Annotated in this window: 25 protein-coding genes and 1 pseudogene; 20 read left to right on the top strand and 6 right to left on the bottom strand. The window is 72.0% G+C overall.

What is annotated here, in order from left to right:
* The first annotated feature begins 47 nt into the window (after positions 1-47).
* From aroH to der, 5 genes are all read left to right on the top strand, one after another.
* Positions 48-410 (top strand): chorismate mutase, encoded by a 363-nt coding sequence (gene aroH / locus ACIBBH_RS22440; protein ID WP_399407193.1) that lies wholly within the window; start codon positions 48-50, stop codon positions 408-410.
* A complete protein-coding gene (locus tag ACIBBH_RS22435; protein WP_399407191.1) occupies positions 407-1,492 on the top strand; it encodes a prephenate dehydrogenase in 1,086 nt (361 codons plus the stop codon). The genes aroH and ACIBBH_RS22435 overlap by 4 nt, the downstream gene beginning before the upstream one ends.
* A 117-nt stretch (positions 1,493-1,609) precedes the next feature.
* Positions 1,610-2,296 carry a (d)CMP kinase gene (gene cmk / locus ACIBBH_RS22430; protein ID WP_399407189.1) on the top strand — a complete coding sequence of 229 codons (687 nt, stop codon included), beginning with the start codon at positions 1,610-1,612 and terminating at the stop codon, positions 2,294-2,296.
* Between the two features lie 62 nt (positions 2,297-2,358).
* Positions 2,359-2,949: a lysophospholipid acyltransferase family protein gene (locus tag ACIBBH_RS22425; protein WP_399407256.1), complete on the top strand. Its 591-nt coding sequence runs from the start codon at positions 2,359-2,361 to the stop codon at positions 2,947-2,949.
* Between the two features lie 109 nt (positions 2,950-3,058).
* Positions 3,059-4,540 (top strand): ribosome biogenesis GTPase Der, encoded by a 1,482-nt coding sequence (der, locus tag ACIBBH_RS22420; RefSeq protein WP_399407187.1) that lies wholly within the window; start codon positions 3,059-3,061, stop codon positions 4,538-4,540.
* Positions 4,541-4,600: 60 nt separating this feature from the next.
* On the opposite strand, the gene ACIBBH_RS22415 is transcribed toward der, so the two are convergent.
* Together ACIBBH_RS22415 and ACIBBH_RS22410 are read right to left on the bottom strand one after the other, a co-directional pair.
* Positions 4,601-4,996, bottom strand: a complete 396-nt coding sequence (locus tag ACIBBH_RS22415) for a hypothetical protein (protein ID WP_399407185.1) — start codon at positions 4,994-4,996, stop codon at positions 4,601-4,603.
* Between the two features lie 66 nt (positions 4,997-5,062).
* Positions 5,063-5,851 (bottom strand): hypothetical protein, encoded by a 789-nt coding sequence (locus tag ACIBBH_RS22410; RefSeq protein WP_399407183.1) that lies wholly within the window; start codon positions 5,849-5,851, stop codon positions 5,063-5,065.
* Between the two features lie 537 nt (positions 5,852-6,388).
* Between ACIBBH_RS22410 and ACIBBH_RS22405 the strand changes: the two genes are divergently transcribed.
* The 4 genes and pseudogenes from ACIBBH_RS22405 to ACIBBH_RS22390 all read left to right on the top strand — a co-directional run bounded on the left by ACIBBH_RS22405 (position 6,389) and on the right by ACIBBH_RS22390 (position 8,586).
* On the top strand, positions 6,389-7,075 hold the full coding sequence (locus tag ACIBBH_RS22405; RefSeq protein WP_399407181.1) for a transglycosylase family protein: 687 nt from the start codon (positions 6,389-6,391) through the stop codon (positions 7,073-7,075).
* Between the two features lie 90 nt (positions 7,076-7,165).
* Positions 7,166-8,145, top strand: a pseudogene (locus ACIBBH_RS22400) (helix-turn-helix transcriptional regulator).
* A 14-nt stretch (positions 8,146-8,159) separates the two neighbouring features.
* Positions 8,160-8,339, top strand: a complete 180-nt coding sequence (locus ACIBBH_RS22395; protein WP_399407179.1) for a hypothetical protein — start codon at positions 8,160-8,162, stop codon at positions 8,337-8,339.
* Positions 8,340-8,370: 31 nt separating this feature from the next.
* Complete coding sequence (locus ACIBBH_RS22390) at positions 8,371-8,586, top strand: I78 family peptidase inhibitor (RefSeq protein ID WP_399407177.1); 216 nt, start codon at positions 8,371-8,373, stop codon at positions 8,584-8,586.
* A 117-nt stretch (positions 8,587-8,703) separates the two neighbouring features.
* Here the strand turns inward: ACIBBH_RS22390 and ACIBBH_RS22385 are convergent, their stop codons facing one another.
* Entirely contained in the window at positions 8,704-9,726 is a 1,023-nt protein-coding gene (locus ACIBBH_RS22385; protein WP_399407175.1) for a phosphatase PAP2 family protein, read from the bottom strand.
* Positions 9,727-9,964: 238 nt separating this feature from the next.
* Positions 9,965-11,269 carry a mannosyltransferase family protein gene (locus ACIBBH_RS22380; protein ID WP_399407173.1) on the bottom strand — a complete coding sequence of 435 codons (1,305 nt, stop codon included), beginning with the start codon at positions 11,267-11,269 and terminating at the stop codon, positions 9,965-9,967.
* 261 nt (positions 11,270-11,530) lie between these two features.
* On the opposite strand from ACIBBH_RS22380, the gene ACIBBH_RS22375 reads away from it, so the two are divergent.
* Positions 11,531-13,132 (top strand): MFS transporter, encoded by a 1,602-nt coding sequence (locus ACIBBH_RS22375; RefSeq protein ID WP_399407171.1) that lies wholly within the window; start codon positions 11,531-11,533, stop codon positions 13,130-13,132.
* A 195-nt stretch (positions 13,133-13,327) separates the two neighbouring features.
* Complete coding sequence (locus ACIBBH_RS22370) at positions 13,328-14,518, top strand: acyl-CoA dehydrogenase family protein (RefSeq protein WP_399407169.1); 1,191 nt, start codon at positions 13,328-13,330, stop codon at positions 14,516-14,518.
* A 41-nt stretch (positions 14,519-14,559) separates the two neighbouring features.
* Here ACIBBH_RS22370 and ACIBBH_RS22365 read toward each other — a convergent pair whose 3' ends face one another.
* Complete coding sequence (locus tag ACIBBH_RS22365) at positions 14,560-14,997, bottom strand: cell division protein SepF (RefSeq protein ID WP_399407167.1); 438 nt, start codon at positions 14,995-14,997, stop codon at positions 14,560-14,562.
* A 312-nt stretch (positions 14,998-15,309) separates the two neighbouring features.
* Between ACIBBH_RS22365 and ACIBBH_RS22360 the strand changes: the two genes are divergently transcribed.
* A complete protein-coding gene (locus ACIBBH_RS22360) occupies positions 15,310-16,479 on the top strand; it encodes a DUF5685 family protein (protein WP_399407165.1) in 1,170 nt (389 codons plus the stop codon).
* A 16-nt stretch (positions 16,480-16,495) separates the two neighbouring features.
* Here ACIBBH_RS22360 and ACIBBH_RS22355 read toward each other — a convergent pair whose 3' ends face one another.
* Positions 16,496-17,446 carry an ABC transporter substrate-binding protein gene (locus ACIBBH_RS22355; RefSeq protein WP_399407163.1) on the bottom strand — a complete coding sequence of 317 codons (951 nt, stop codon included), beginning with the start codon at positions 17,444-17,446 and terminating at the stop codon, positions 16,496-16,498.
* A 404-nt stretch (positions 17,447-17,850) separates the two neighbouring features.
* On the opposite strand from ACIBBH_RS22355, the gene ACIBBH_RS22350 reads away from it, so the two are divergent.
* The 8 genes from ACIBBH_RS22350 to ACIBBH_RS22315 all read left to right on the top strand — a co-directional run bounded on the left by ACIBBH_RS22350 (position 17,851) and on the right by ACIBBH_RS22315 (position 26,326).
* Positions 17,851-18,708, top strand: coding sequence for an amino acid ABC transporter permease (locus ACIBBH_RS22350; RefSeq protein ID WP_399407161.1), 858 nt, complete (start codon positions 17,851-17,853; stop codon positions 18,706-18,708).
* Positions 18,705-20,468, top strand: coding sequence for an FAD/NAD(P)-binding protein (locus ACIBBH_RS22345; protein ID WP_399407159.1), 1,764 nt, complete (start codon positions 18,705-18,707; stop codon positions 20,466-20,468). The genes ACIBBH_RS22350 and ACIBBH_RS22345 overlap by 4 nt, the downstream gene beginning before the upstream one ends.
* Positions 20,469-20,506: 38 nt before the next feature.
* Positions 20,507-21,268, top strand: a complete 762-nt coding sequence (locus ACIBBH_RS22340; RefSeq protein ID WP_399407157.1) for an amino acid ABC transporter ATP-binding protein — start codon at positions 20,507-20,509, stop codon at positions 21,266-21,268.
* 32 nt (positions 21,269-21,300) lie between these two features.
* Positions 21,301-22,380, top strand: a complete 1,080-nt coding sequence (locus tag ACIBBH_RS22335) for an LLM class flavin-dependent oxidoreductase (protein WP_399407155.1) — start codon at positions 21,301-21,303, stop codon at positions 22,378-22,380.
* Positions 22,377-23,504: an LLM class flavin-dependent oxidoreductase gene (locus ACIBBH_RS22330; RefSeq protein WP_399407153.1), complete on the top strand. Its 1,128-nt coding sequence runs from the start codon at positions 22,377-22,379 to the stop codon at positions 23,502-23,504. The genes ACIBBH_RS22335 and ACIBBH_RS22330 overlap by 4 nt, the downstream gene beginning before the upstream one ends.
* A 41-nt stretch (positions 23,505-23,545) precedes the next feature.
* Positions 23,546-23,857, top strand: coding sequence for a hypothetical protein (locus tag ACIBBH_RS22325; RefSeq protein WP_399407151.1), 312 nt, complete (start codon positions 23,546-23,548; stop codon positions 23,855-23,857).
* Positions 23,858-24,112: 255 nt separating this feature from the next.
* Positions 24,113-25,012 (top strand): S1 family peptidase, encoded by a 900-nt coding sequence (locus ACIBBH_RS22320; RefSeq protein ID WP_399407149.1) that lies wholly within the window; start codon positions 24,113-24,115, stop codon positions 25,010-25,012.
* Positions 25,013-25,246: 234 nt separating this feature from the next.
* Positions 25,247-26,326 (top strand): S1 family peptidase, encoded by a 1,080-nt coding sequence (locus ACIBBH_RS22315; RefSeq protein ID WP_399407147.1) that lies wholly within the window; start codon positions 25,247-25,249, stop codon positions 26,324-26,326.
* The last annotated feature ends 20 nt before the right edge of the window (positions 26,327-26,346 follow it).

Raw genomic sequence — 26,346 nt, 5'->3', positions numbered from 1 at the left:
GGCTGGACGACCAAGAGCCGATACGCACGTCAGCAAGGAGCAGCGCCGTGGCGGTACGAGCGGTCCGGGGGGCCGTCCAGCTGGACAGGGACGAGGCCGGGCACATGGACGAGCAGGTCGGTGCCCTGCTCACCGCCATCCTGGAGCGGAACGGGCTGACCCCGGACGACCTGATCAGCATCTGGTTCACGGCCACACCCGACCTGCACAGCGACTTCCCGGCGGCCGCCGCCCGTAAGCTCGGCATCGTCGACGTGCCGCTGATCTGCGCCCAGGAGCTGGACATCGAGGGCGCCATGCCCCGCGTGGTCCGCGTCCTCGCGCACATCGAGTCCGACAGGCCCCGCGCCGAGATCGCCCACGTCTACCTCGGCGCCGCGGCCGCCCTGCGCAAGGACATCGCCCAGTGAGGACCGCACTCGTCATCGGCACCGGGCTCATCGGCACGTCCGCCGCGCTGGCCCTGTCGCAGCGGGGTGTCGTCGTCCACCTCACCGACCACGACCCGGAGCAGGCCCGTACGGCCGCCGCACTCGGCGCCGGCACCGACGAGGCCCCCTCCGGTCCCGTCGACCTGGCGATCGTCGCCGCCCCGCCCGCCCACGTCGCCGCCGTCCTCGCCGACGCCATGCGCCGGGACGTGGCCCGCGGCTACGTCGACGTGGCCAGCGTCAAGGGCGCCCCGCGCCGCGAGCTGGAGGCGCTCGGCCTCGACCTGTCGACGTACATCGGCACGCACCCCATGTCGGGCCGGGAGAAGTCCGGCCCGCTGGCCGCCACCGGCGACCTCTTCGAAGGGCGCCCCTGGGTCCTGACGCCCACCCGGGACACGGACACCGAGGTGCTGAACCTCGCCCTGGAGCTCGTCTCGCACTGCCGGGCGGTGCCGGTGGTGATGGACGCCGACGCCCACGACCGCGCGGTGGCGTTGGTGTCCCACATGCCCCACCTGGTCTCCAGCATGGTCGCCGCGCGCCTGGAGCACGCCGATGAGTCGGCCGTACGGCTGTGCGGGCAGGGCATCCGGGACGTGACCCGGATCGCCGCCTCCGACCCCCGGATGTGGATCGACATCCTGTCCGCGAACCCCGAGCCGGTCGCCGACCTGCTCGCCGACGTCTCCGCCGACCTCGACGAGACCGTCCGCGCCCTGCGCGCCCTGCAGTCCTCCGACCAGTCCGAGCGCCGTGAGGGCACCGCCGGCATCGAGGACGTCCTGCGGCGCGGGAACGCGGGGCAGGTCCGGGTGCCGGGCAAGCACGGCTCCGCGCCGCGGGCCTACGAGGTCGTGGCGGTGCTGATCGACGACCAGCCGGGGCAGCTGGCCAGGATCTTCGCCGACGCGGGACGGGCCGGGGTCAACATCGAGGACGTACGGATCGAGCACGCGACGGGGCAGCAGGCCGGTCTGGTCCAGCTCATGGTGGAGCCGAAGGCGGTGCCCGTGCTGACGGCCGCGCTGCGGGAGCGAGGGTGGGCTCTGCGGCAGTAGGGCACGCGGCGCCGGTGTGGCCGCCCGTCCGATCGGGTCACCCACACCCAGTAACCTTGTGCAGGGCGCTCTTGCTCCCCGCACCCCGCCCACACCGCACCAGGAAGGTGTCCCCCCGTGGAAAACGGCGCCGCTCAGCCCGTGATTGTCGCCATCGACGGCCCCGCCGGCACGGGCAAGTCGAGCACGTCGAAGGCCGTGGCCGCGCAGCTCGGCCTGAGCTACCTGGACACCGGTGCCCAGTACCGGGCGATCACCTGGTGGATGGTGACCAACGGGATAGACCTGGAGGACCCGTCGGCGATCGCCGCCGTGGCGGGCAAGCCGGAGATCATCTCGGGCACCGACCCGGCGAACCCGACGATCGCGGTCGACGGTGTGGACGTGGCCGGCCCGATCCGCACCCAGGAGGTCTCCTCCAAGGTCAGCGCGGTCAGCGCGGTGCCCGAGGTGCGGGCCCGGATCACCGAGCTGCAGCGCTCGCTCGCCGCCTCCGCCGAGACCGGCATCGTGGTCGAGGGCCGGGACATCGGTACGACCGTGCTGCCGGACGCCGACCTGAAGATCTTCCTCACCGCCTCTCCGGAGGCCCGTGCCGCCCGCCGCAGCGGCGAGCTGAAGGGCGCGGACGTCCACGCCACCCGCGAGGCGCTGATCAAGCGGGACGCGGCCGACTCCAGCCGCAAGGCCTCGCCGCTCGCCAAGGCGGACGACGCGGTCGAGGTGGACACCACCGAGCTCACCCTCGCGCAGGTCATCGAGTGTGTCGTCACCCTCGTCGAGGAGAAGCGGGCGGGGAAGTGACCCAGCGGTCCGTTCCTTCGGAGAAGGGCGCCGAGGTCGGGCGGCGCATCGGCGTCGGCCTGATGTACGGGTTGTGGAAGCCGCGCGTGCTGGGCGCCTGGCGGATGCCCGCGACCGGCCCGGTGATCCTCGCCGTGAACCACTCCCACAACATCGACGGCCCGATGGTCATGGGCGTGTCGCCCAGGCCGACGCACTTCCTGATCAAGAAGGAGGCGTTCGTCGGCCCGCTCGACCCGTTCCTGACCGGCATCGGCCAGCTGAAGGTGGACCGCGACACCACCGACCGCACGGCCATCACACGGGCCCTCGGCGTGCTGGAGAACGGGGGAGTACTGGGCATCTTCCCGGAGGGCACCCGGGGTGAGGGCGACTTCGCCTCGCTGCGCGCCGGGCTTGCGTACTTCGCGGTGCGCAGCGGGGCGCCGATCGTGCCCGTCGCCGTACTGGGAAGTTCCGAACGGCGCGGGCGGTTGATAAAGGGGCTGCCTCCGCTGCGTTCCCGGGTCGACGTCGTCTTCGGCGACCCGTTCGAGGCGGGCGACGGCAGCGGGCGGCGTACGCGCCGGGCGCTGGACGAGGCGACCGAGCGCATCCAGAAGCAGCTCACCGCGCACCTGGAGAACGCCAGGCGGTTCACGGGCCGCCGGTAAAACGCGGGGCGTCCACGGGGGCGCCGGGCGACACTTGAGTAGTGGATCCGCCGGGAGAAAACCGGGCGCTCCACCGATCACCACGAATGAACGACGAGGTACGGACTTCATGAACGACCACATCCAGCCCGACGGCTCGGCCGAGCACGAGTACGAGCACGGGGCGCTCGGCGACGCCGAGTACGCGGAGTTCATGGAGCTCGCCGCGGAAGAGGGCTTCGACCGCGAGGACGTCGAGGGCGCCATCGAGGCGGCGGGCCACGGCCCGCTGCCCGTGCTCGCCGTCGTCGGCCGTCCGAATGTCGGCAAGTCGACCCTGGTGAACCGGATCATCGGCCGCCGCGAGGCGGTCGTCGAGGACAAGCCGGGCGTCACCCGCGACCGCGTCACCTACGAGGCCGAGTGGGCGGGCCGCCGCTTCAAGGTCGTCGACACCGGCGGCTGGGAGCAGGACGTCCTCGGCATCGACGCCTCCGTGGCCGCGCAGGCCGAGTACGCGATCGAGGCCGCCGACGCGGTCGTCTTCGTCGTCGACGCCAAGGTCGGCGCGACCGACACCGACGAGGCGGTCGTACGGCTGCTGCGCAAGGCCGGCAAGCCCGTGGTGCTGTGCGCCAACAAGGTCGACGGCCCGAGCGGCGAGGCCGACGCGGCCTACCTGTGGTCCCTGGGCCTCGGCGAGCCGCACCCCGTCTCGGCCCTGCACGGCCGCGGCACCGGCGACATGCTGGACGCCGTCCTGGATGCGCTGCCGGAGGCGCCCGAGCAGACCTTCGGTACCGCCGTCGGCGGCCCGCGGCGCATCGCGCTGATCGGCCGCCCGAACGTCGGCAAGTCCTCGCTGCTGAACAAGGTGGCCGGCGAGGAGCGCGTCGTCGTCAACGAACTGGCGGGCACCACCCGCGACCCGGTCGACGAGCTGATCGAACTGGGCGGTGTGACCTGGAAGTTCGTCGACACGGCCGGCATCCGCAAGCGCGTCCACCTCCAGCAGGGCGCCGACTACTACGCCTCGCTGCGCACCGCGGCCGCCGTCGAGAAGGCCGAGGTCGCCGTCATCCTGATCGACGCGTCCGAGAACATCTCGGTCCAGGACCAGCGGATCGTCACCATGGCCGTCGAGGCGGGCCGCGCGGTCGTCCTCGCCTTCAACAAGTGGGACACCCTCGACGAGGAGCGCCGCTACTACCTGGAGCGGGAGATCGAGACGGAGCTCGGCCAGGTGGCCTGGGCGCCGCGGGTCAACGTCTCGGCGCGCACCGGCCGGCACATGGAGAAGCTGGTCCCGGCGATCGAGACGGCCCTGGCGGGCTGGGAGACCCGGGTGCCGACCGGCCGCCTCAACGCCTTCCTCGGCGAACTGGTCTCGGCCCACCCGCACCCGATCCGGGGCGGCAAGCAGCCGCGCATCCTGTTCGGCACCCAGGCCGGCACCAAGCCGCCGCGGTTCGTCCTGTTCGCCTCCGGCTTCATCGAGGCGGGCTACCGGCGCTTCATCGAGCGGCGGCTGCGCGAGGAGTTCGGCTTCGAGGGCACGCCGATCCACATCTCGGTGCGGGTGCGCGAGAAGCGCGGCGCGAAGAAGAAGTGACCGACGCGGCGAGAGGGCGGCCCCTGGCTCATCAGGGGCCGCCCTCTCGCCGTTCGTGCGTCAGAACCCCCGGCGCCGGCCGGGTGGCAGCGCTGCCGGGACATGGTGCATCCCGCTGTCCTGCCGCCCGAGCGTCCCGACCCGCTGCCACGGAGAGTGCTGCTGCTGCCCGGCGCCGTGCCGGGCGCTGGACGCACCCGCGCTGTACGCGCTGTAGGAGTTCGAACCGTACGACCCGCTGCCCGCGCCGTGCGGAGCGCTCCCGAAGGCGGTGAACCCGAGCTCCTCCTCGCCGCTGCGGTCGCCCGGCAGCGTGCGGAAGGTCCTGACCCACTCCGCGTAGAGCGTGTCGTAGATCGGCGTGGCCGATGGCCCACCCGAGACCTCCTGCTCCGACCGGGCGCATGGAATGGAGGAGAAGGACGGGCGGCGGGGAGGAACGTCGTATGCGTGCACGTATGTCCAAACGAACCCGAGCCTTCGGAGATGCGGCCCGGGGTCATGCCTTTAGGGGCGCGCGGCTCACGTCCCGGCGAGCGGCAGCGCCGCAGCGACCAGCTGCCCGTTGGCCGCCGCCTTGTCCAGCGCGTCCCGCAGCAGGTCCTCGCGGGGCTGACGCCCGATCGAACCGACCGGCGCGGCGAACATCAGCACCTGCTGGTGCTTGTTCGCGGCGGCCCGCCACCCGTCCGTCACCTGCAGCGGCTGGTGCGCCTGCCACCAGGCCACCGGCCGGCCGCCGTTGGCGCTCGGCTGGAGCACCGCGTGCAGCTGACCGACCGCCAGCAGCACCGACCACCCGTGCAGCACCGGCGGCACGGAAACCAGTTCGGTCACCGGCATGAACCCCTGCTCGATGAGCAGCGGCAGGAAGTCGTCACCGGCCCCGGTCGTCCCGGGCCGCACGATCGGCGCGGTCGGCTCGACCACGAGCGCGGGGTGCAGCTCACCGGCGATCAGTACGAGTCCGCTGGTCACCCCGAGCAGGGCCTGCTCGGGCACGGCCTTCTCCGGCTGACCGGCCGAGGCGTGCGCGTCGCCGCTGATGGAGCGGACGGCGCCCTGCAACTGCTCCTCGGTGACCTGGACGACCTGCGAGGGCAGGCAGCTGGCGTGGGCGAAGGCGAGGACGGCGGTCTCCTCCCCGATGAACAGGACGGTGCTGGTGCGCTCCTGCTCGGAGTCGCCCGGGGTGCGGCAGGACGTGCAGTCGTAACTGCCCGGGGCGTTCTCTCCGGCGAGCAGCCGGTCGGCTTCTTCGTCGCCGATCTCGGCGCGTACGGCGTCACTGACGTCGAGCATGCGCGGCACGGTGGCTCCCTCGGATGCGGTGCTGGGTCGACCGGGTGGCTCCCGGCCCATGAGCCCCGGGGGGTTCCGGGCTCATGAAGGAGACAACGTGCGATCTGTGGCGGGAGTCACGCCTCGAGGGGAACGGAATCGAACCATCCACCGCACAGGGTCACAGCCGGTGCGGAATTGTCTACTCCCCGTCAACTGGTTCCATTGTCAAGGGACTTGATTTGGTGAAGTGGGTCACAGGTAGCCCGAGTGGCTGGTCGACAAATCAGGAAATCGGCGAATGAAGTGGGTGACCGAAAATCGCCGATACTCACGGTAACAGTGAACTGGCCAGGCAGGACGGTGAGTTGGTTGCTATCGGCTCGCCGGGCTCCCTACATTCCTCCGCCGTGTGCAACGAGCACCGCCCGGGTACGTCCGCCGGCCAGAGCAGGCAGGCACCACCGCAGCACCGGCTGAGGCGGACGGGGCGGAGCGCGCGAACCGCGTCCATGCGCGGGACCGCGCCCCGCCTGGGGGACCCCGGGTCCGTGGAGAGGGAATTACATGTCCGAATGTGCCGATACCACCCGCAGCACCGCTCGTAAGGACAGCGCTCGCAAGGACAGCGCCCGCAAGGGCCGTACGGCGGCGGTCCTCGCCGGGGCGGCGCTGCTCGCCCCGCTCGGACTGCTGGCGGCGACCGGCAACGCCGACGCGGCGGACAACGGAGTGTGGGACCGCATCGCCCAGTGCGAGAGCGGCGGCAACTGGCACATCAACACCGGCAACGGCTACTACGGCGGGCTCCAGTTCTCCGCCTCCACCTGGCGCGCGTACGGCGGCACGGCCTACGCGCCGACCGCCGACCAGGCGACCAGGGCACAGCAGATCGCCGTCGCCACCAAGGTCCAGCGCGCCCAGGGCTGGGGTGCCTGGCCGGTTTGTTCGGCCCGGGCCGGGGCCTCCGGCGCCGCACCGGCGGCGGCCTCCTCCGGCACGGCCACCACGAAGTCGGCCCCGTCGAAGCCGTCGAAGGCACCGGAGCGCTCGACGGGCCACACGAACCGCGGTACGTCCCGCACCACGTCCGGCAGTTCGTCCGGCGGGAACTACACCGTCCGCGAGGGCGACACGCTGAGCAGGATCGCCGCCCGGCACGGCACCACCTGGCAGCGGATCTACGCCGCCAACAAGTTGGTCATCGGCGGGGACCCCAACCTGATCGTGCCCGGGCAGCGCCTCACGATCTGAGCCGGGCCGCACGGGCTCAGCCGGGCCGCTGTCCTCATGAGCTCCACATGAGGACAGCGGCTGTCCGCATCGGCTGGCAGACTCGGCCCCATGTTGGAGACCTCCGCACGCCTGCTGCGCCTGCTCTCGCTGCTCCAGGCCCACCGCGAGTGGTCCGGCGCCGAGCTGGCCGACCGGCTCGGCGTCACCGCGCGCACGGTGCGCCGGGACGTGGACCGGCTGCGGGAGCTTGGCTACCCGGTCAACGCCAGCCCCGGCACCGGCGGCGGCTACCAGCTCGGGGCGGGGGCGGAGCTGCCTCCGCTGCTCCTGGACGACGACGAGGCGGTCGCCGTCGCCGTGGGGCTGCGTACGGCCGCCGGGCAGGGCATCGAGGGCATCGGCGAGACCTCCGTACGGGCCCTCGCCAAACTGGAGCAGGTGCTGCCGGGCCGGCTGCGCCGCCGGGTGGGCGCGCTCAACGCGTTCACCGTGCCGATGCTGCGCGGGCCACAGCCCTCCGCCGTCGACCCGGCCGTCCTGACCGAACTGGCCGACCTGTGCCGGGACGCCGAGCGGCTGCGCTTCGAGTACCGGGCGCACGACGGCAGCACCGGCCGCCGCACCGTCGAGCCCCACCGCCTGGTGTGCACCGAACGCCGCTGGTACCTGGTCGCCTGGGACCTCGACCGCGCCGACTGGCGGACCTTCCGCGTCGACCGCGTCACGCCCAGGCCGCCGCACGGGCCCCGCTTCACCCCCCGTGAACCACCCGCCGAGGACCTCGCCGCCTATGTCTCCCGCGGGGTCTCCACGCGCGCGTACGCCTCGCACGCCGCCGTCCGGCTGCTGGTGCCCCTGGCGGAGGCGGCCGGGCGGATCTCGCCGTCCGCCGGGACGCTGGAACCCGACGGCGCGGACGCCTGCGTCCTGCGTACCGGCGCCGCGAGCCTGGACACGTGATGATGCTCGGCTTCGAGTTCGAGGTGCTGGAGCCCATCGAGCTCACCGGTGCGATCAGGACGGCTCGCGACCGGCTGTCCCGCGCCCTGGGAGATGCTCCGCACGGGGGTTCTGTGCCGAAATCGTGAATTTATTACCCGATGTGAGCCTGCGCGACATCGCGTGGATCGAAAGGGAATGGCACTTTCCGCCGGGCTATTCGACGCACCGGATCGGCGTGCGGGAATTACGTTCGATTGCACCGGTAAGCCGCACGGAAACCCCCGTACGTGTGACGGAGTTCGGCCGGAACGCCTGTCGTGATCCTGTGACAGAAGTGTGACCGGGGAGGGATACCCGGCTAGCGTGGCCGTATGGCACCGATTCCCACTCCGTCACCGGAGCCCCAGGACAGTCCGGAAGGGTACGTCGGCCTCGACACGGCGCGTGCCGAGCGGCTCGCGCGGGAGCGGGGCTGGTCGACGGTGCGGTCGCTGCCGCCCGGCGCGATCATCACCATGGAGTACCGGGCGGGACGGCTGAACTTCGAGGTGCGGGACGGCCGGGTGGCGCGCGCCTGGAAAGGGTGAGCCGCGAGAACGACGACGCGCGGACGACGGCGAAGGCCCCGGTTCCCGAGTACGGGAACCGGGGCCTTCGCCGTGCGCGGGTGGCCGTGCGTACCTGCCCCGCTGTCTCGGTGGCGGTCAGCCGCCCGAGAGGGGGCGGGCCGCCGGGGCCGCGCCGCGCGGGACGCGCTCCGGATGCGGCGGGCGGCGACTGCCCGCCGGGGTGACCGGCGTGCGCTCCGAACGGACCGCGTGCGGGCCGCCCGCCCGGTGGACCGGCGCCCGGGGCGAGCGGACCGAGGAAACCGGCTCGCGGGCCGGCGCCGCCTCCTCGGCGGGGACGGTGCGCGGCTTGAGGACCACCGGGGTGACCGGGACCGGCACGGGCGCGGTGCGGCCGCGGCGGTCGCGCCAGCGGTCGCGCAGGTCGAAGAGGGCGACCTCGGCCCGGGCGATCAGCGGCTCGCACCACGGCAGTGCCAGCAGGATCAGCAGCCCCGCGGCCCAGCCCAGGAGTACGTCGCTCAGCCAGTGCGTACCGAGGTAGACGGTGGCCATGCCGACGCCGAGCGAGGTCACCGCCGACACGGCGGACAGCCAACGGCGGGCTCTCGGGGTGGAGGCCAGATATGCCAGGATTCCCCAGGTCACCACCGCGTTCGCGGTATGGCCGCTGGGAAATATATCGCCGCCCAGGCCCATCTCGTTCGAGCCGATCACGGTGGCGTAGTGCGGCCCGAGCCGTCCCATGCCGATCTTGGCGGCGCCGACCGTGATGTTGAGCAGCAGCAGCGAGGCGCCGAGGGTCAGCAGCGGGCGGATGGTGTGCTGCCGCCAGGAGCGCCAGCCCAGCCAGGCCGCGACCATCACGGCGGTGGGGCCGCGCTGGCCGAGCACCACGTAGTAGTCGACGAACCAGTGGATACCCGACCACTGCTGGTACGGCCGGAAGAACATGACCTGCCAGTCGAGCCGGACCAGCCAGGAGGTGGTCACCACGGCCCACACGATCGCGAGGTAGAAAGCCAGGGTCGCCGAGAACAGCACGACCCGGTGCCGGCTCATCCTCGGCACATCGATGTGGGCCGGCCGTTCCGGCTCACGGTCCAGCCTGGCGAACACCCGGTCCAGACGACGGGTGAGGTTTCGTTCGGTACGCACCCAATCGACGTTACAGCGAGTGAGCTCTCTCTCCGGTCGAATCAGTGGCTTTGTGATGACGATGTGATGTGGGAAACCTCTCAGGAGGGTTCCTAATTCTGAGGATTCGACAATCCTCTCCAACCCTCTCCCGTAATTCCTTTGATCATGCCGGTCGCTGGTTTTGTGGCGCTTATGAATTCGTTTACCGAATGGTGGTGTGGAATTCTCCGGGCGCTCATCGTCCGGGCCGGATCGATCACGGCGGACCGGAGCCGTTCAGCCAGAACGCCCCGTAGGCCGCCGAAGCCACCGCCACCAGGCCGGTGACCAGCGCGGATCGCGGGGTGCGCAGCCGGGCGAGGCTCAGAGCCAGGGGCAGCAGCAGCGGGAAGGCCGGCAGCAGCAGGCGCGGCTTGGAGCCGAAGTAGCTCGACGCGCACAGGGCGAGCATGACCACGACACCCGTGTACACCGGCAGCGGCAGCGGCTGGCGCTGTCGTACGCCGATCACGTACAGCCAGATCACCAGCCCGACCCCGGCGATCAGCGCCAGCCCGGCGAGGGCGGACGGAAATGACGTGAACTTGTCGGCCACGAAGCGTGCGAAGGCGTATCCGCCGTCGAACCCGTTGCGCCAGCCGGCCTGGACGTCCAGATAGCCGAGCGGGCCCTTGCCGGTGCGGTGGCCGACCCAGAGGACGTAGGCGGCGGCGCCGAGGGGGGCGAGGAGCATGCCGAGGGCGCGGGGCCATGAGAGTGCGCCGGTGGTGGGGCGAGGGGCGCGCGGCGTGGCGGGTGCGCCGGTGGTGGGGCGAGGGGCGCGCGGCGTGGCGGGTGCGCCGCCCGCCGGGCCGGGGGTGTACTCCCTCGAGCCAGGGGCGCGTTCCTCGTCCCGTGCGCCGTGCGCGCGGGACGCGCTGCGATCCCGCACGAACGAGACCGCCCCGGCCGCCCACACCGCCGCGACCACCGCGAGCCCCACCGGCCGGGTCAGCCCGGCCAGCGCGGCCAGCGTCCCCGCGGTCACCCACCGGCCGGTCAGCACGGCGTACAGCGACCAGGCCGCGAGCGCGGTGAACAGCGACTCGCTGTACGCCATCGACTGCACGATCCCGACCGGCAGCACCGCCCACAGCAGCACCGCGCAGACCCCGGCCCGCCTGCCGTACACCTGGTCCGCCACCGCGAAGACGCCCCAGGCCGCGGCGAGCGAGGCGAGCAGGCTGACGACGAAGCCGGCGTCGGCGTACGACAGCGGGGCCAGCGCGTGCAACAGCCGCTCCAGCCATGGCAGCAGCGGGAAGAAGGCCAGGTCGGAGTGGACGTCGCCGTTCGGCAGGCGCACCTCGTAGCCGTAGCCCCGCTCGGCGACCCGCGTGTACCACAGCGCGTCCCACCGGGCGGTCAGCAGCGTGTACGCGCTCTTGCCCCGCGCCGCGCTCCACACCGCGAGCACGAGCAGGCCCACGACGCGGACGGCGGCGTACCCGAGGAGGGCCGGGGCCGCCCGGCGCAGGGGCGTGACGCGGGGTGGTGCCCCGCGCGTCGCAAGATCGGTCACGGGCCCGATTATCGACCGGGTGCGGAACCGGACGGTTCACCGGGGCGTGGTCAAGGACAGTGGCTGTGGCGTACGCCACATGTCTTCCGTGGGAGTGTGAGAGGTCCGCCACGTGTCTGCGGAACGAACTCGCGTACGCTGCTGAGTCACTCGCGTTCGTTTGCGCGGGCCGGAGACCCCACCGCTCCTCCGGCCGAAGTCGCGGGGAATCCCCACCCCCGCGAGCCCGCCGAACCGAGGAAACTTCTGGGAGGTACGTACATGTCCGGGACGACCACGGCTGCCGCCGCGCTGCGCCGTCGGGCGGCCGGGGCCGGTGCCAACCGCTGGGTCGTCCTCGTCGTCCTCTGCGTCAGCCTGCTCCTCGTCGCCCTCGACGCGACCGTACTGCACGTGGCGGTGCCCGCCGTCACCGAGGACCTGAGGCCCGGCGCCATCGAACTGCTCTGGATCGTCGACGTCTACCCGCTCGTCTGCGCCTCGCTGCTGATCCTCTTCGGCACGCTCGGCGACCGGGTGGGCCGCCGGCGGATCCTGCTCCTCGGGTACGCGCTGTTCGGCGTCGCCTCCGCCGTCGCGGCCTTCGCGCCGAGTGCCCAGGTACTGATCCTGGCCCGGGCGCTGCTCGGCGTCGGCGGCGCGATGATCATGCCGGCCACGCTGTCCATCCTCCGTCAGGTCTTCCCCGACCGGCGCGAGCGGGCGCTGGCGATCGGCATCTGGAGCGCGGTGGCCGCGGTGGGAGCGGCGGTGGGGCCGCTGCTCGGCGGCTTCCTGCTCGAGCACTTCTGGTGGGGCGCGGTGTTCCTGGTGAACATCCCCCTGATGCTGGTCAGCCTGCCCGTCGGGCGGATGCTGCTGCCCGAGTCGACGGGGGAGCGGGACGGCCCCTGGGACGTGGTCGGCGCGCTGATGGCGGCGGGCGGGCTGTTCGGGGTCGTGCTCGGCGTGAAGCGGCTCGGTGGCGGCGAGCCGGTGCTGAGTGTGTTCACGGTGGCGCCGCTGGTGATTGGCGCGGTGCTGCTGTTCCTCTTTGTACGCCGTCAGCGGCGGCGGCCGTATCCGCTGGTGGATCTGGGGATGTTCGGGCGGCCCGCCTTCAGTACGGCGGTGGGGTGCATCGTGCTGGCGATGCTCGCGCTGGTGGGGCTGGAACTGATCGCGGCGCAATACCTGCAGCTGGTGCTCGGGCTGTCGCCGCTCGCGACCGGGCTCCGTCTGCTGCCGCTGACCATCGCGGCGATGGCGGCCGGGCTGGCGGGGGCGCGGATGCTGCGGCGCTTCGGGCCTCGCCGGATGGTGTGCTCCGGGTTCTGCCTGACGGCGGCGGCCGTGCTGACGCTGACCGGGATGGGCGGGCGGGACAACGCGGGCCTGTTGCTGTTCGGGTTCGTGCTGCTGGGCTTCGGGCTGGAGACGACGCTGTTCGGGGCGTACGAGTCGATGCTGAGCGAGGCGTCGGCCGAGCAGGCGGGGGGCGCCGCGGCGATCGGGGAGACCTCGTACCAGCTGGGGGCCGGGATCGGGATCGCGCTGCTCGGCAGCGTGATGAACGCGGCGTACGCGCCCCGGCTGGCGTCCGTGCCGGGTGTTCCGGCGTCGGCTTCGGCGTCCGCGGGGCATTCGCTGGGGGAGGCCTATGAGGTCGCCGGGCAGTTGGGCGGGGGTGTCGGGGGTGCGCTGCGGCGGGCGGCACGGGACTCCTTCGTGCACGGGCTGCATGTGACGCTGCTGGTGAGCGCGGTGCTTTTGCTCCTCGGGGCGGTGATGGCGGTGCGGTTGCCGCTGGTGATGCAGTGCGAGGGGGCCGGCGTGCAGGTGCCGGCGCCCCGCGAGCCGGAAAGGTCCCGCGTGTCGGCGTGACCGCTGCGCTCGGCTTCGCGGGGGTCTCCCGCCCGCCCATCACCCGTGCGCGTCGGCCGAGGGACGGACGTTTCCTGCGGCGGTCGACGCCGCCGGCGGCGTACTGCCGGCGCGCGGGGGTGGACGGACCCGGCGGCACGTCGTAACGTCGGGGCGGAAATCTTGACTAGCAGTGCTAGTTTTATCGGAGGGTCTATGTCCGCGTCCTCGAAGTTGCCCCCGTTCGACCCGGCCGACCCCCTCGGCATCGATGACCTGCTGAGCCCGGAGGACCTGGCGATCCGGGACACCGTGCGCGGGTGGGCGGCGGACCGTGTCCTGCCGTATGTCGCCGAGTGGTACGAGCAGGGCGAGCTTCCCGGTATCAGGGAGCTGGCGAGGGAACTCGGTGGTATCGGGGCGCTCGGGATGTCGCTCACCGGGTACGGATGCGCCGGGGCCAGTGCCGTGCAGTACGGGCTCGCCTGCCTGGAACTGGAGGCCGCCGACTCGGGGATCCGGTCCCTTGTCTCCGTGCAGGGGTCGCTCGCCATGTACGCCATCCACCGGTTCGGGAGCGAGGAGCAGAAGCAGGCCTGGCTGCCCCGGATGGCGGCCGGCGAGACAATCGGCTGCTTCGGGCTCACCGAGCCCGACCACGGCTCCGACCCCGCCTCCATGCGCACCCACGCCAAACGCGACGGCGGCGACTGGGTGCTCAACGGGCGGAAGATGTGGATCACCAACGGGTCCGTCGCCGGCGTCGCCGTCGTATGGGCGCAGACCGACGACGGCATCCGCGGATTCGTCGTCCCCACCGGCACCCCCGGCTTCGCCGCGCCCGAGATCAAGCACAAGTGGTCCCTGCGCGCCTCCGTCACCAGCGAGCTCGTCCTCGACGACGTGCGCCTGCCCGCCGACGCCGTACTCCCGGAGGTCGTCGGGCTCAAGGGCCCGCTCAGCTGTCTCTCCCACGCCCGCTACGGGATCGTCTGGGGAGCCATGGGAGCGGCCCGGTCCTGTTTCGAGGCCGCGGTCGACTACGCGAAGTCACGGGAGCAGTTCGGGCGGCCGATCGGGGGCTTCCAGCTCACCCAGGCCAAACTCGCCGACATGGCGGTCGAACTGCACAAGGGGATTCTGCTCGCCCACCACCTGGGGCGGCGTATGGACGCCGGCCGCCTGCGTCCCGAGCAGGTCAGCTTCGGCAAGCTCAACAACGTCCGCGAGGCCATCGACATCTGCCGTACGGCGCGGACCATCCTCGGTGCCAACGGGATCTCACTCGAATACCCCGTGATGCGGCACGCCACCAACCTCGAGTCGGTGCTCACCTACGAGGGCACCGTCGAGATGCACCAGCTCGTGCTGGGCAAGGCACTCACCGGGCTCGACGCCTTCCGGTAGAACGCTGCGGGGGGGGGGGAGGGCCGGTGAGCGGCCCTGCCTCAGCTCTGGTTGAAGAAGCCGTCCGAGCGGTGGGACCCCGCCTCACCGCTGATGATCTCCGTGTCGGCGGGGGTCAGCAGGAACACACGGTTGGAGACGCGGTCGATCGAGCCGCGCAGGCCGAAGATGAGCCCGGCCGCGAAGTCGACCACGCGCTTGGCGTCGGCGGGCTCCATGGCCGTGAGGTTCATGATCACCGGGACCCCTTCCCGGAACAGCTCGCCGATGGCCCGGGCGTCCCGGAAGCTGTCCGGGGTGACCGTGCCGATGCGGCGGCCCTTCTCCTCGGCGACGTCCGTCGCCACCTTCACCCGCGGGTCGGTGACCCAGGCATCCCCGGGCTCGGTCCCCTCGGAGTAATCGTCGTCGTAGTAACGCTCGTCATCGTTGTCGTCAACGAGGCCGAGCCACGCACTCGCCTTGCGTACCGATCCCATGGACGCCTCCTCTCACAGCGGTCATTCTTGCTTTCCGCATCCCTATGGTCATCCATGATGCGGACGGTGCGCCAAGTGGATAGACGCCGCGCGGGGGGTTTGTGACGGTACTGGTGCACAGCGAATCCGTCGAGAGCCCGTGTGCCCCAAGGGTCGTGCTCTACACGGCTGCTGACTGGGAGTGAAATATGATTGTCGGCGGCGTACGGGTGACATGTAGTGCGTCCGGGTGAGCGCGGCGGCTGCTATCAACCGACAGTCGGCCGATACGATGCCGCAGCTCAACATCGCATCACACCGCGGGGGATCGTCGTGTTCGGAATCGTCAGGCCCTGTAGTCACCGGCTCGGGGAAAGCCTCAAAACCCAGTGGATGGCCCATTTGTGCGGGCTGTGCCTCGCATTGCGCGGGGATCACGGGCAATTCGCGCGAATCGTGACGAACTATGACGGTCTTCTCATATCGGTTTTGACGGAGGCTCAGGCCCGGCCAGACAGTCGCCTGCGGCGTACGGCCGGCCCGTGTCCGTTGCGCGGGATGCGCACCGCCTCCGTGGCCCGGGGCGAGGGCGCGCGGCTCGCGGCGGCCGTCTCGCTGGTGCTGGCCTCGGCCAAGGTGCGCGACCATGTCGCCGACGGGGACGGACTGCTGGCCCGCAGGCCGGTCGCGCGCGCCGCCCGCCGGGTCGCCGTCAACTGGGGACGCGCGGGCGTCCGCACCGGTGCGGACGTCGGGTTCGACACCGCCGTGCTCGTCGACGCCGTCGACCGGCAGCTCGGCATCGAGGCCCTCGCGGGCCCGGGGACGCCGGTCCTGACCGTGACCGAGCCGACCGAGACGGCCACCGCCGCCGCCTTCGCGCACACCGCCGTCCTGGCCGGGCGGCCGGGCAACGCCGCCCCCCTCGCCGAGGCCGGCCGGCTCTTCGGACGGCTGGCCCACCTCCTGGACGCCGTGGAGGACCGCGCGGCCGACGCCGCCTGCGGCGCCTGGAACCCGCTCACCGCGACCGGTACCTCCCTCGCCGAGGCCCGACGGCTCGCCGACGACGCCCTGCACGGCATCCGGCTCGCTCTGCGGGAGGTCGAGTTCGAGGACGGGAAGCTGGCGCACCTGTTGCTCGTGCACGAGCTGCGGCGCTCGGTGGACCGGGCGTTCGGGACCCGGTCCTGCGGGCACGCCCCCGAGGCCTCCTTCGGTCCGCCCCCGGGTCACCACGCGCCCCAGGCGCCGGGCAACCCGTACGGCAACCCCTTCGGCGGCGAGCCGCCGCGCCCGGACAAGCGGGGTTTCTGGGCCGGGTGCGCCGTCGCCCTCGGACTGTGCTGCACCTGCAAGGTGTGCTGCGCCGACGAGTACGAGGGGCCCTGGTCGCGGAAGAAGCGGAAGGGCTGCTGCAACGACTGCGACTGCTCGTGCTGCGAGGCCTGTAAGTGCTGCGAGTGCCTGGAGTGCTGCTCCTGCTGCGACTGCGGGCTGTGACGGGACCCCGGCCGTTTCAGTTCCTCGGTTCCGGTGGGGAGACCTGCGACTCGCTGATCGCCGAGCCCGTCGTACCCCACTTCTTCAGGATCTTCTCGTACGTCCCGTCGGCGATGAGCCTGTTCACCGCCGCCCGGAAGGCCGGTGCCAGTTTCGTGCCCTTCTTGAAGGCGAAGCCGACGTCGAGGCGGTGGTACTCGTTGAGGAACCTCAGGCCCGGCTGGTGGGTCACGGCGTAGCGCAGGCCGTTGATGGTGTACATCACGATGTCGCTGCGGCCCTGCTGGAGGGAGGACCAGATCGCGCTGGACTCGGCGTAGGTCTGCACGTGGTACGCCTTCTTGCCCGCGTCGGCGCAGACCTTCTCGTTCTCCTCCAGGGTGGCCTCGAAGGTCGTGCCGGCGCCGGTCGCGACGTTCAGGCCGCACAGCTGCCTGAGGTCGGTGACCTTCGGCAGCCTGCTGTCCCTGCGGGTGGCGAAGCCCTGGCCGTCGTTGATGTAGGTGACGAAGTCGATGTTCTTGCGGCGTTCGTCGGTGACGCCGAAGTTGCTCGCGCCGAAGTCGTACTTGCCGCTGCCCAGGGCGGGCAGGATCGCCTCGAAACTCGCCTGCTCCACCTTGAGCCTGATGCCCAGTACCTTCGCGACGGCCTTGGTGAAGTCGACGTCCTGGCCCGTCAGCGTCTTGCCGTCGTCCAGGTAGGTGGTGCCGGGCGGGGTGCCGTTGACGCTGATGGCGGCGGTGAGGCCGGTGGTGCCTGCGGGCAGCAGCTCGGCGGCCGCCTCGTCCTTCCGGACGCCGGAGACGACGTCCGTGGTGGGGACCTTGTCGGCCTGGGCCGCGGCGCCCACGGCGTCGGCGGAGTCGCCCGAGCCCGAACCGCATGCCGTGAGCAGCAGCGTTGCCGAGGTGATCAGTGCAAAAGGCACGAAATGTCGTTTACGGGTATGCGTGGGCGTACGCATCGTGAGCGGTCTCCTGGAAGCGGAAGGCATGCGGAGCGCGAGGGGAGGGGTGCGCGTGTGAAGGCGAAGGAGGGAGAACGCGGAAGGCGCCCCGCCGGATCACGGGATCAGGGCGCGCAGTGGGGTCGGCTCAACAGGAACAGGACCACACGCGACCGAAGTCGATGTGGGAGCGGGTGACCAGCCACTGCTGTGGATGCATGGGCCAAGTGGAACAGGCATCCGGTTCCGCGTCAACCGACTTGAGACGAGCGGCTCACATGACGGACGGCCTTGACAGTGAGGGGAAACGGCCCCGTAGAGTCGATGGACGGCCCTGCTGAGGGGCTCGGCCGTAGCGCGCCGCACGGCGCGTCCGTGTGAAGGCACCCACCCGTGTTCGACCTGCGTCACGGAGCCTTCCCATGTCTTCCGACACCCTCGCCAAAGTCCCCGCCGCACCTGACATACCGGAGCGGGCGGACGTCCCACGGATCGTGCCGCGGCGGCGCACCGGCCAGTGGACCGCCGCCGCCGTCGTTCTCGCGCTGCTCGGCCTCGCGGTCAACTCCCTCCTGCGCAACGAGGCGTTCCAGTGGGACGTCGTCGCCGACTACTTCACCTCGGGCTCCATCCTGCGCGGCCTGTGGCTCACGCTGTGGCTGACCGCGGTGGTGATGGTCCTCGGCTTCGCCCTGGGGACCCTGCTCGCCGCGTTCCGGCTCTCCGCCAACCCCGTGCTGCGGGCGGTGAGCTGGGGGTACGTGTGGCTGTTCCGGTCCATCCCGATCCTGGTGCAGCTGCTGCTGTGGTTCAACATCGGGGCGCTGTACCCGCAGGTCTTCGGCGTGAGGACCGTCAACCTGCTCGGCCCGGTCGCCGTCGCCGTCGTCGGCCTCACCCTGCACGAGGCCGCCTACGCCGCCGAGGTGGTGCGCGGCGGCATCCTCTCCGTCGACCACGGCCAGATCGAGGCCGCCCAGGCGCTCGGCCTGAGCCGCCGGCGCCGCCTGCGGCGGATCGTGCTGCCGCAGGCCATGCGCTCCATCGTGCCGCCCGCCGGGAACATGCTGATCGGCACCCTCAAGGGCACCTCCATCGTCAGTGTCATCGCCGTCAACGACCTGCTGTTCTCGGCGCAGTTGATCTACCACCGCACCTACCAGGTCATCCCGCTGCTGATGGTGGCCACGATCTGGTACACCGTCGTCACCTCGGTGCTCAGTGCCGGCCAGTACTACGTGGAGAGGCACTACGCGCGCGGTTCGGAGCGCACCCGGTGAGCGCCTTCAGGCCGTCGCTGGTGATCGTCGGCGCCGGGCCGCGGGGGACCGGTCTGCTGGAGCGCATCGCCGCCAACGCGCCCGGGCTGTACGCCGGTCGAGGCCTCGACATCCATCTCGTCGACCCGCACCCGCCGGGCGCCGGACGCATCTGGCGGGCGGCGCAGTCCCCGCTGCTGTGGATGAACTCGCACGCCGAGGACGTGACCATGTTCACCGACGAGACGGTGGAGATGGCCGGCCCCGTGCGCGAGGGCCCCACCCTGCACGAGTGGGCGGGCCTGGACGGACGCACCTTCGCGGACCGGCGGATCCAGGGCGACTACCTGCGCTGGGTGTACGACCGGGCGGTGGCCGACCTGCCGCCGGGCGTCACCGTGCACCACCACCCCCGGCGCGCCCTGCGGGTCAGCGGCCCGCGCGAGGGCCGCCAGCAGGTCTGGCTGGAGGGCCGCCCGCGCCCGCTCCTCGCCGACCTCGTCGTCCTCACCCTCGGCCACCTCGACGCCGAACCCGACGCCGACCAGGCCGAGTTGACCGCGTACGCCGGTACCCACGGCCTGGTCCACCTTCCGCCCGACTTCACCGCCGACAGCGACCTGACGGTGCTGAAGCCCGGCGAACCCGTCCTCGTCCGCGGCTTCGGGCTGGCCTTCGTCGACCTGATGGTGCTGCTCACCGAGGGACGCGGCGGAAGGTACGAGGGGGGCGCGTACCTGCCCTCGGGACGGGAGCCGGTGGTGTACGTCGGCTCCCGGCGCGGAGTCCCGTACCACTCCAAGATCGGCTACGACTGGACCGGCGAACGGCCCCCGCTGCCCCGTTTCTTCGGGCCCGCCGAGACCGGGGAACTCCTCGCCCGGCCGGAGGGCTTCGACTTCCGGCGGGACGTGTGGCCGCTGGTGGAGAAGGAGCTGGGCTTCGCGCACTACCACCGGCTGTTCACCGCCCACCCCGAGCGGACGGCCATCGCCTGGACCGACTTCGAGGAGAAGTACACGGCCGGAGACGCCGCCGATCTCCAGGCCCTCGTCGCGTCCGCCGTGCCGGACCCCGCCGACCGGCTCGACCTCGCCGCGCTCGACCAGCCGCTGGACGGGGTGCGGTACGCCTCGCACGAGGAGTTCCAGGACGGGCTGCGGGAGTACATCGAGGGCGACCTGAACCGCCGCCACGACGCCCGGCACAGCGCCGACCTGGCGGTCTTCCTCGGGCTGCTCTCCGTCTACGGGCAGCTGATCCGGCTCGGCTCCGTCGGCCCCTGGTGGCACGGCTTCTTCAGCTACCTCGCCTCCGGGCCGCCCGGACCGCGGCTGCGGCAGATGCTCGCCCTGTCCCGGGCGGGCCTGCTGCGGTTCGCCGGCGCCGGCATGACCGTCACCGCCGCGGACGGGGTGTTCCGCGCGTCCAGCCCCACCGTGCCCGGCTTCTCCGTCGAGGCCCGGGCGCTGGTCGAGGCGCGGCTGCCCGAGCCCGCCGTCGGGCGGGCCCGCGACACCCTGCTGCGCGAGCTGCACGCCGACGGGGCCGCCGAGACCCCCGACGGGCTGCTCCGGGTGGACCCCGCCGACGGACGGATCCTGGACCGGGCCGGCCGGCCGCACCCCCGGCGCTTCGCCCTCGGCCCGTACACCGACGGCCGCACCCCCGGCGCCTTCACCCGGCCGCGCACCGGCGGGCCCGCCTTCCGGCAGAACGACGCCACCGCCCGGGCCGCGCTGGAGTTCCTGCGGGACCTGGCGTGTCGCGCCGCCGCATGAGCCGTCCCGTCCACCAACCGACCCCGAGGAGTCCCGCGATGAGCGTCATGGTCGACATCAGGTCCGTCCACAAGAGCTTCGGCCCGCTCGAGGTCCTCAGGGGCGTCGACCTGCAGGTGCGCGCCGGTGAGGTCACCGTCGTCCTCGGCCCCTCAGGCTCCGGCAAGTCGACGCTGCTGCGCACCGTCAACCACCTGGAGAAGGCGGACCGGGGCGCGATCAGCGTGGACGGCGCCCTGGTGGGCTATCGCCGGTCCGGCGACAAGCTGTACGAGCTGCCCGAGCGCGAGGTGCTCAGGCAGCGCACCCGGATCGGCTTCGTCTTCCAGAACTTCAACCTCTTCCCGCACCTCACCGTGCTGGAGAACCTCATCGAGGCACCGGTGTCCGCGCTGAAGCGGCCCCGCAAGCAGGCCGTGGAGCAGGCCCGCAGGCTGCTCGCCCGGGTGGGTCTCGCCGACCGGGCCGAGGCCTACCCCAAGCAGCTGTCGGGTGGTCAGCAGCAGCGCGTCGCCATCGCCCGCGCGCGCGCCCTGGAGCCGAAGCTGCTGCTCTTCGACGAGCCGACCTCCGCGCTCGACCCCGAGCTGGTCGGTGAAGTCCTGGACGTCATCAGAGACCTGGCCCGCCACGGCACCACGATGATCGTCGTCACGCACGAGATCGGCTTCGCCCGCGAGGTCGCCGACACCGTCGTCTTCATGGACGGCGGGCGGATCGTCGAGCAGGGCACGCCCGCCGACGTACTCGACGCTCCGCGGCACGAGCGGACGCGGGCGTTCCTCTCGAAGGTGCTCTGAGACTCGATCGCTCAGTGAAAGGATTCCCCCACATGACCGCACCGCCCGGCCGGGCGCTGCTGCACCTGGCCGCCGCCGTCGACCAGCCGTCGGCGTACGACGCCGGCTCCTACGTCGAGCTGGCCCGGCTCGCCGAGAGCGGCGGGCTCGACTTCGTGACCCTCGACGACACCTTCGCGCGGCCCGGCCTCGACGCGCTCGCCGTGCTGTCCCGGGTGGCGCCCGCCACCCACCGGATCGGCCTGGTCCCGACCGTGACGACCACGCACACCGAGCCCTTCCACGTGCAGGCCGCCGTCGCCACCCTCGACTGGGTCAGCCGCGGCCGGGCCGGCTGGCGGATCGACGTCTCGACCACCGAGGGCGAGGCCCGCCTCTTCGGCCGCCGCCATGCCGCCCCCGCCGACGCCCTGTGGCGGGAGGCGGGCGAAGTCGCCGACGTGGCGGCGCGATTGTGGGACAGCCGGGAGGACGACGCCGGGATACGGGACGTGGCGACCGGCCGCTTCGTCGGCCGGGACAAGCTGCACCACGTCGACTTCACCGGCTCGGCCTTCTCGGTCAGGGGCTCCTCGATCGTGCCCAGGCCCCCGCAAGGGCACCCCGTCCGCGTGGTCGACGCCACCGAGGATCCCGCCCGGCCGACCGCGGCCCGGTACGCCGACGTCGCCCTCGTCCGCGCGGCGAACCCCGCCCAGGCCGCCGCCGTACGCGACCAGCTGCGGGCCGCGGCCGCCGAGTCCGGGCGGGACCCGGACACCCTCCGCGTCCTGGTCGCCCTGGTCGTCGACCTCGGCGACGGCGAACACGCGGCCGAGCCGGGCCACGGCGGGGGCGGCCCCCGGCAGACCGCGCAGGGCCCGCTGTACCGGGGCGGCCCCGTCGACCTCGCGGAGCTCATCGCAGCCTGGCACGCGGACGGCGTCGTCGACGGCTTCCACCTCACCCCCGCCGAGCCCCGCCGTGACCTGGAGCGGCTCGTCAACGGCACCGTCGCGCTGCTCCAGCACCGCGGCCTGTTCCGCACCTTCTACCCGGGCAGCACGCTCCGGGAGCACCTGGGCCTGGCCCGCCCCGCCAACCAGTACGCCGTGACCGGGGGAGCGTCATGACCGTACGGCTCCGGAAACGGATGCATCTGGCGGCGTGCTTCCCCGGCGTCGACAACACCTCCGTCCGGGCCGGCCCCAGCTCGAAGCCGCGGATCGAGTTCTCCTCCTTCGAGCACCTGGCCCGCACCGCCGAACGCGGCCTGTTCGACTTCTTCTTCCTCACCGGAGGACTCCGGCCGCCCGGGCACAACGGCCGGATCGAGGACCTGGACGTGGTCGGGCGGCCCGAGTCGCTCGCCGTGCTGAACGCCCTCGCCGCCGTCACCGAGCGGCTCGGGCTCGCCGCCACGGTCGACGCGACCTTCAGCGAGCCGTACGAACTCGCCCGCCGTCTCGCCACGCTCGACCACCTCAGCGGGGGCCGGGCCGCCTGGCACGTGGTGACCTCCCCGGACGCCCGCACCGGCGAGAACTTCCGGCGCGGCGGCTGTCCGGACCGCGCCGAGCGGTACACCCGGGCCGCCGAATTCGTCGCGGTGGCCCGGGAGCTGTGGGACTCCTGGACGCCGGACGGGCTGCCCAGGCCGTTCGCGCACCGGGGGCGGCACTTCGACATCGCCGGCGAGTTCACCGTGCCGCGCTCGCCGCAGGGGCACCCGGTGGTGATCCAGGCGGGGGACTCGGACGAGGGCCGGGAGTTCGCCGCGGCCGGCGCCGACGTGGTCCTCTCCGGGTGGGGGTCCGGGGGGCATTCCCCAAAAGAGCACGGTACCCGGCACGGGTCCCTGGAGGCGGGACGTTCCTTCTACGCGGACGTCAAGCGCCGTCTGGAGAAGTACGGCCGCGCACCGGACGACCTGAAGATCATGCCCGGCGTCACCGTCGTCCTCGGCGACACCGCCGCCGAGGCGCGGGAGCGGGCCGCCGAGACCGTCGGCGAGGCCGGCGGCCGCCAGTCCTTCGTCGGCACGCCGGACGCGGTGGCCACCGGGCTCGCGGAGTACGTGCGCCGGGACGCCGCCGACGGCTTCGTCCTCGTCCCCCACCTCACGCCCGGCGGACTCGACGAGTTCGTGGACCGGGTGGTGCCGCTGCTCCAGGAGCGTGGCGCGTTCCGCACCGCCTACGAGGGGACCACGCTGCGCTCGCACCTCGGGCTGCCCGCCCCGGAATGGAAGGGATGAATCCCTGCGAATGCCGATCAGCACGGGGAAGGTCTGATCACATGACGACGGACGCAGCCGAGAAGGGGAAGCGGTGGGACGAGGACCGTGCGGACGCCGTGTCCGCGCCCTGCGGACCGCCCGCCCTCATCGGCACGCACTGGATGGAGGACTATCCGGAGGGACGACTTCCGGACATCCCCGGCCCCTGGACCGTGGACGGCGACGCGGTGGTGCTCACCGCCACCGGCGCCGACGGCCTCACCGTGGACGGACGGCCCTTCTCCGTCACTGACCACTCCATATGCCTTTTCCCGCCACCGGGGAACACGCTGGGCGCCGCCGTGGCGGCGGGGGAGCGGCGACCGCGCTGAACCCTCCCCTTTTCGGCGGCCCATGACAGGGTGTCAACCCCCGAATCGCATCAAGAACGCACACACTCGGCACAGATCGCACACAGTCGCACGGCCGAAAGGTGCCCTTGCGCCTACCGGCCGTTCGGCCGAATACTCCCCCCAGCGCTTGTCAGGGGCACGGCGTGTCCGGAATCCGGGCGTTGACACCCTGGCTGCGCCTCACGGGCCCCGACCCCACGCGGGCCCCCGACTTCCCCTGGGAGGGAACGAAAAGTGAGGATCAAGCGCACCACCCCCCGCAGCCCCATCGCGAGACGGACCCGGCTGATCGCCGTGGCCACCGGCTTCCTGGCCGCAGCCGCGTTCGCCGTCCCCAGCGCGAACGCCAGTGACGCGCAGACCTTCAGCGCCAGTCAGCTCAGCACGGCGAGCAGTTCCGTGCTCAAGGCGGACATCCCCGGCACGGCCTGGGCGGTCGACAGCCAGACCAACCGCGTCGTCGTCACCGTCGACAGCACCGTCTCCGCGGCCGAGATCGCCAAGATCAAGAGCCAGGCCGGTGCCAACGCCGGTGCCCTGACCATCAAGCACACCCCCGGCAGGTTCAGCAAGCTGATCACCGGCGGCGACGCCATCTACGGCGGTTCCTACCGCTGCTCGCTCGGCTTCAACGTGCACAGCGGGAGCACCTACTACTTCCTGACCGCCGGTCACTGCGGTGAGGTCGCCTCGACCTGGTACAGCAACTCCGGCCACACCACCGTCCTGGGCACGAACGTCAGCTACAGCTTCCCGGGCAACGACTACGCGCTGGTCCGCTACACCAACTCCTCGGTCGCGCACCCGAGCGCGGTCGGCAGCCAGACCATCTCCAGCGCGGCCACCCCGTCGGTGGGCACGACCGTCTACCGCCGCGGCTCGACCACCGGCACCCACAGCGGCCGGGTCACGGCGCTGAACGCCACGGTCAACTACGGCGGCGGTGACGTCGTCTCCGGCCTGATCCAGACCACGGTCTGCGCCGAGGGCGGCGACAGCGGCGGCCCGCTGTACGCGGGTTCCGTGGCCTACGGGCTGACCTCCGGCGGCAGCGGCAACTGCACCTCCGGCGGTACGACCTTCTTCCAGCCGGTCACCGAGGCGCTGAGCGCGTACGGGGTGAGTGTCGGCTGACGATCCCTCCAGGCCGGCTCTCACGGGTCGGCTCCCGGATCGGCTCCGGGTGAGCCCCCGCACGCAACCCCCGCGTGCGGGGGCTCACTCTTGCCCCTGGGGAGCACACGCGCCTGCTGAAGTCGGCCTTGCGTGCTCCCTGTGCGGTTCGGAAGAGTGGGCGCCCGTCAACCAGCCTGCCGGTCCGCGAGTTCCCCACGACTCCCGGACCGGCCCCCCACAGGAGGACGTGAGTTGAGGCACCGACGCATACCCCGGCGGCGGGCAGTCGTGGCGGGCGCGGGCATCGCCGCACTGGTCGCCGCGGGAGTCACCTTCCAGAGTGCGAACGCCGGCGAGCCCTCGAAGACCGCCGCGCCGCAGATCCTTTCGGCCCCGGCGGCCGGAAAGCTCGCCACCACGCTCGTCGACGAGCTCGGCGCCGACACGGCGGGCGCGTACTACGACGCGAAGGCGAAGAGCCTCGTCGTGAACGTGCTCGACGAGACCGCCGCCAAGACCGTCGAGGCTGCCGGCGCCAAGGCCAGAGTCGTCGCGCACTCGCTCGCCGAACTCGACGGCGCCCGCACCACGTTGAAGCGGGAGGCCACCATCCCCGGCACCTCGTGGGCCACCGACCCGGTCACCGGCAAGGTCGTCGTCACGGCCGACAAGACGGTCTCCGGGGCGGAGTGGGCCAAGCTCACCGAGGTGGTCGACGGGCTCGGTGGCACGGCCGAACTCAAGCGTGTCGCGGGGGAGTTCAAGCCCTTCCTCGCGGGCGGCGACGCGATCAGCGGCTCCGGCGGGCGCTGCTCGCTCGGCTTCGACGTGGTCAAGAACGGGCAGCCCTACTTCCTGACCGCCGGGCACTGCACCGAGGCCATCTCCACCTGGTCGGACTCCTCCGGCAACGTGATCGGCAAGAACGAGCAGTCCAGTTTCCCGGGCAACGACTACGGCCTGGTGAAGTACACCTCCGACACCGGCCACCCGAGCGAGGTCGACCTCTACAACGGCTCGGCCCAGCAGATCACCGGCGCGGCCGAGGCCACCGTCGGTATGAAGGTCACCCGCAGCGGCTCGACGACCCACGTCCACTCCGGCACGGTCACCGGCTTGAACGCCACCGTGAACTACTCGGAGGGCACGGTCAGCGGTCTCATCCAGACCGACGTGTGCGCCGAGCCCGGTGACAGCGGCGGCTCCCTCTTCTCGGGCGGCAACGCCATCGGCCTGACCTCCGGCGGCAGCGGCGACTGCACCACCGGCGGCGAGACCTTCTTCCAGCCGGTCACCCAGGCCCTGTCGGCGACCGGAGCCCGGATCGGCTGATCCGCCGAGCGCACGGCCTC

It is taken from the genome of Streptomyces sp. NPDC051636 (assembly GCF_044453765.1).
Lineage (GTDB): Bacteria > Actinomycetota > Actinomycetes > Streptomycetales > Streptomycetaceae > Streptomyces.
Note: the sequence above shows the minus strand (reverse complement) of the source record. Positions and strands in the feature narration are given on the sequence as shown.

Excerpts from the sequence above, each read along its gene's own strand:
- ACIBBH_RS22330 (WP_399407153.1), top strand. The coding sequence starts at position 22,377 with ATGACCGTACGGCTCCGGAAACGGATGCATCTGGCGGCGTGCTTCCCC.
- ACIBBH_RS22365 (WP_399407167.1), bottom strand. The coding sequence starts at position 14,997 with ATGGGATCGGTACGCAAGGCGAGTGCGTGGCTCGGCCTCGTTGACGAC.
- ACIBBH_RS22355 (WP_399407163.1), bottom strand. The coding sequence starts at position 17,446 with ATGCGTACGCCCACGCATACCCGTAAACGACATTTCGTGCCTTTTGCA.
- ACIBBH_RS22375 (WP_399407171.1), top strand. The coding sequence starts at position 11,531 with ATGTCCGGGACGACCACGGCTGCCGCCGCGCTGCGCCGTCGGGCGGCC.
- ACIBBH_RS22370 (WP_399407169.1), top strand. The coding sequence starts at position 13,328 with ATGTCCGCGTCCTCGAAGTTGCCCCCGTTCGACCCGGCCGACCCCCTC.
- ACIBBH_RS22350 (WP_399407161.1), top strand. The coding sequence starts at position 17,851 with ATGTCTTCCGACACCCTCGCCAAAGTCCCCGCCGCACCTGACATACCG.
- ACIBBH_RS22390 (WP_399407177.1), top strand. The coding sequence starts at position 8,371 with ATGGCACCGATTCCCACTCCGTCACCGGAGCCCCAGGACAGTCCGGAA.
- ACIBBH_RS22335 (WP_399407155.1), top strand. The coding sequence starts at position 21,301 with ATGACCGCACCGCCCGGCCGGGCGCTGCTGCACCTGGCCGCCGCCGTC.
- der (WP_399407187.1), top strand. The coding sequence starts at position 3,059 with ATGAACGACCACATCCAGCCCGACGGCTCGGCCGAGCACGAGTACGAG.
- ACIBBH_RS22425 (WP_399407256.1), top strand. The coding sequence starts at position 2,359 with ATGTACGGGTTGTGGAAGCCGCGCGTGCTGGGCGCCTGGCGGATGCCC.
- ACIBBH_RS22325 (WP_399407151.1), top strand. The coding sequence starts at position 23,546 with ATGACGACGGACGCAGCCGAGAAGGGGAAGCGGTGGGACGAGGACCGT.
- ACIBBH_RS22340 (WP_399407157.1), top strand. The coding sequence starts at position 20,507 with ATGAGCGTCATGGTCGACATCAGGTCCGTCCACAAGAGCTTCGGCCCG.
- ACIBBH_RS22405 (WP_399407181.1), top strand. The coding sequence starts at position 6,389 with ATGTCCGAATGTGCCGATACCACCCGCAGCACCGCTCGTAAGGACAGC.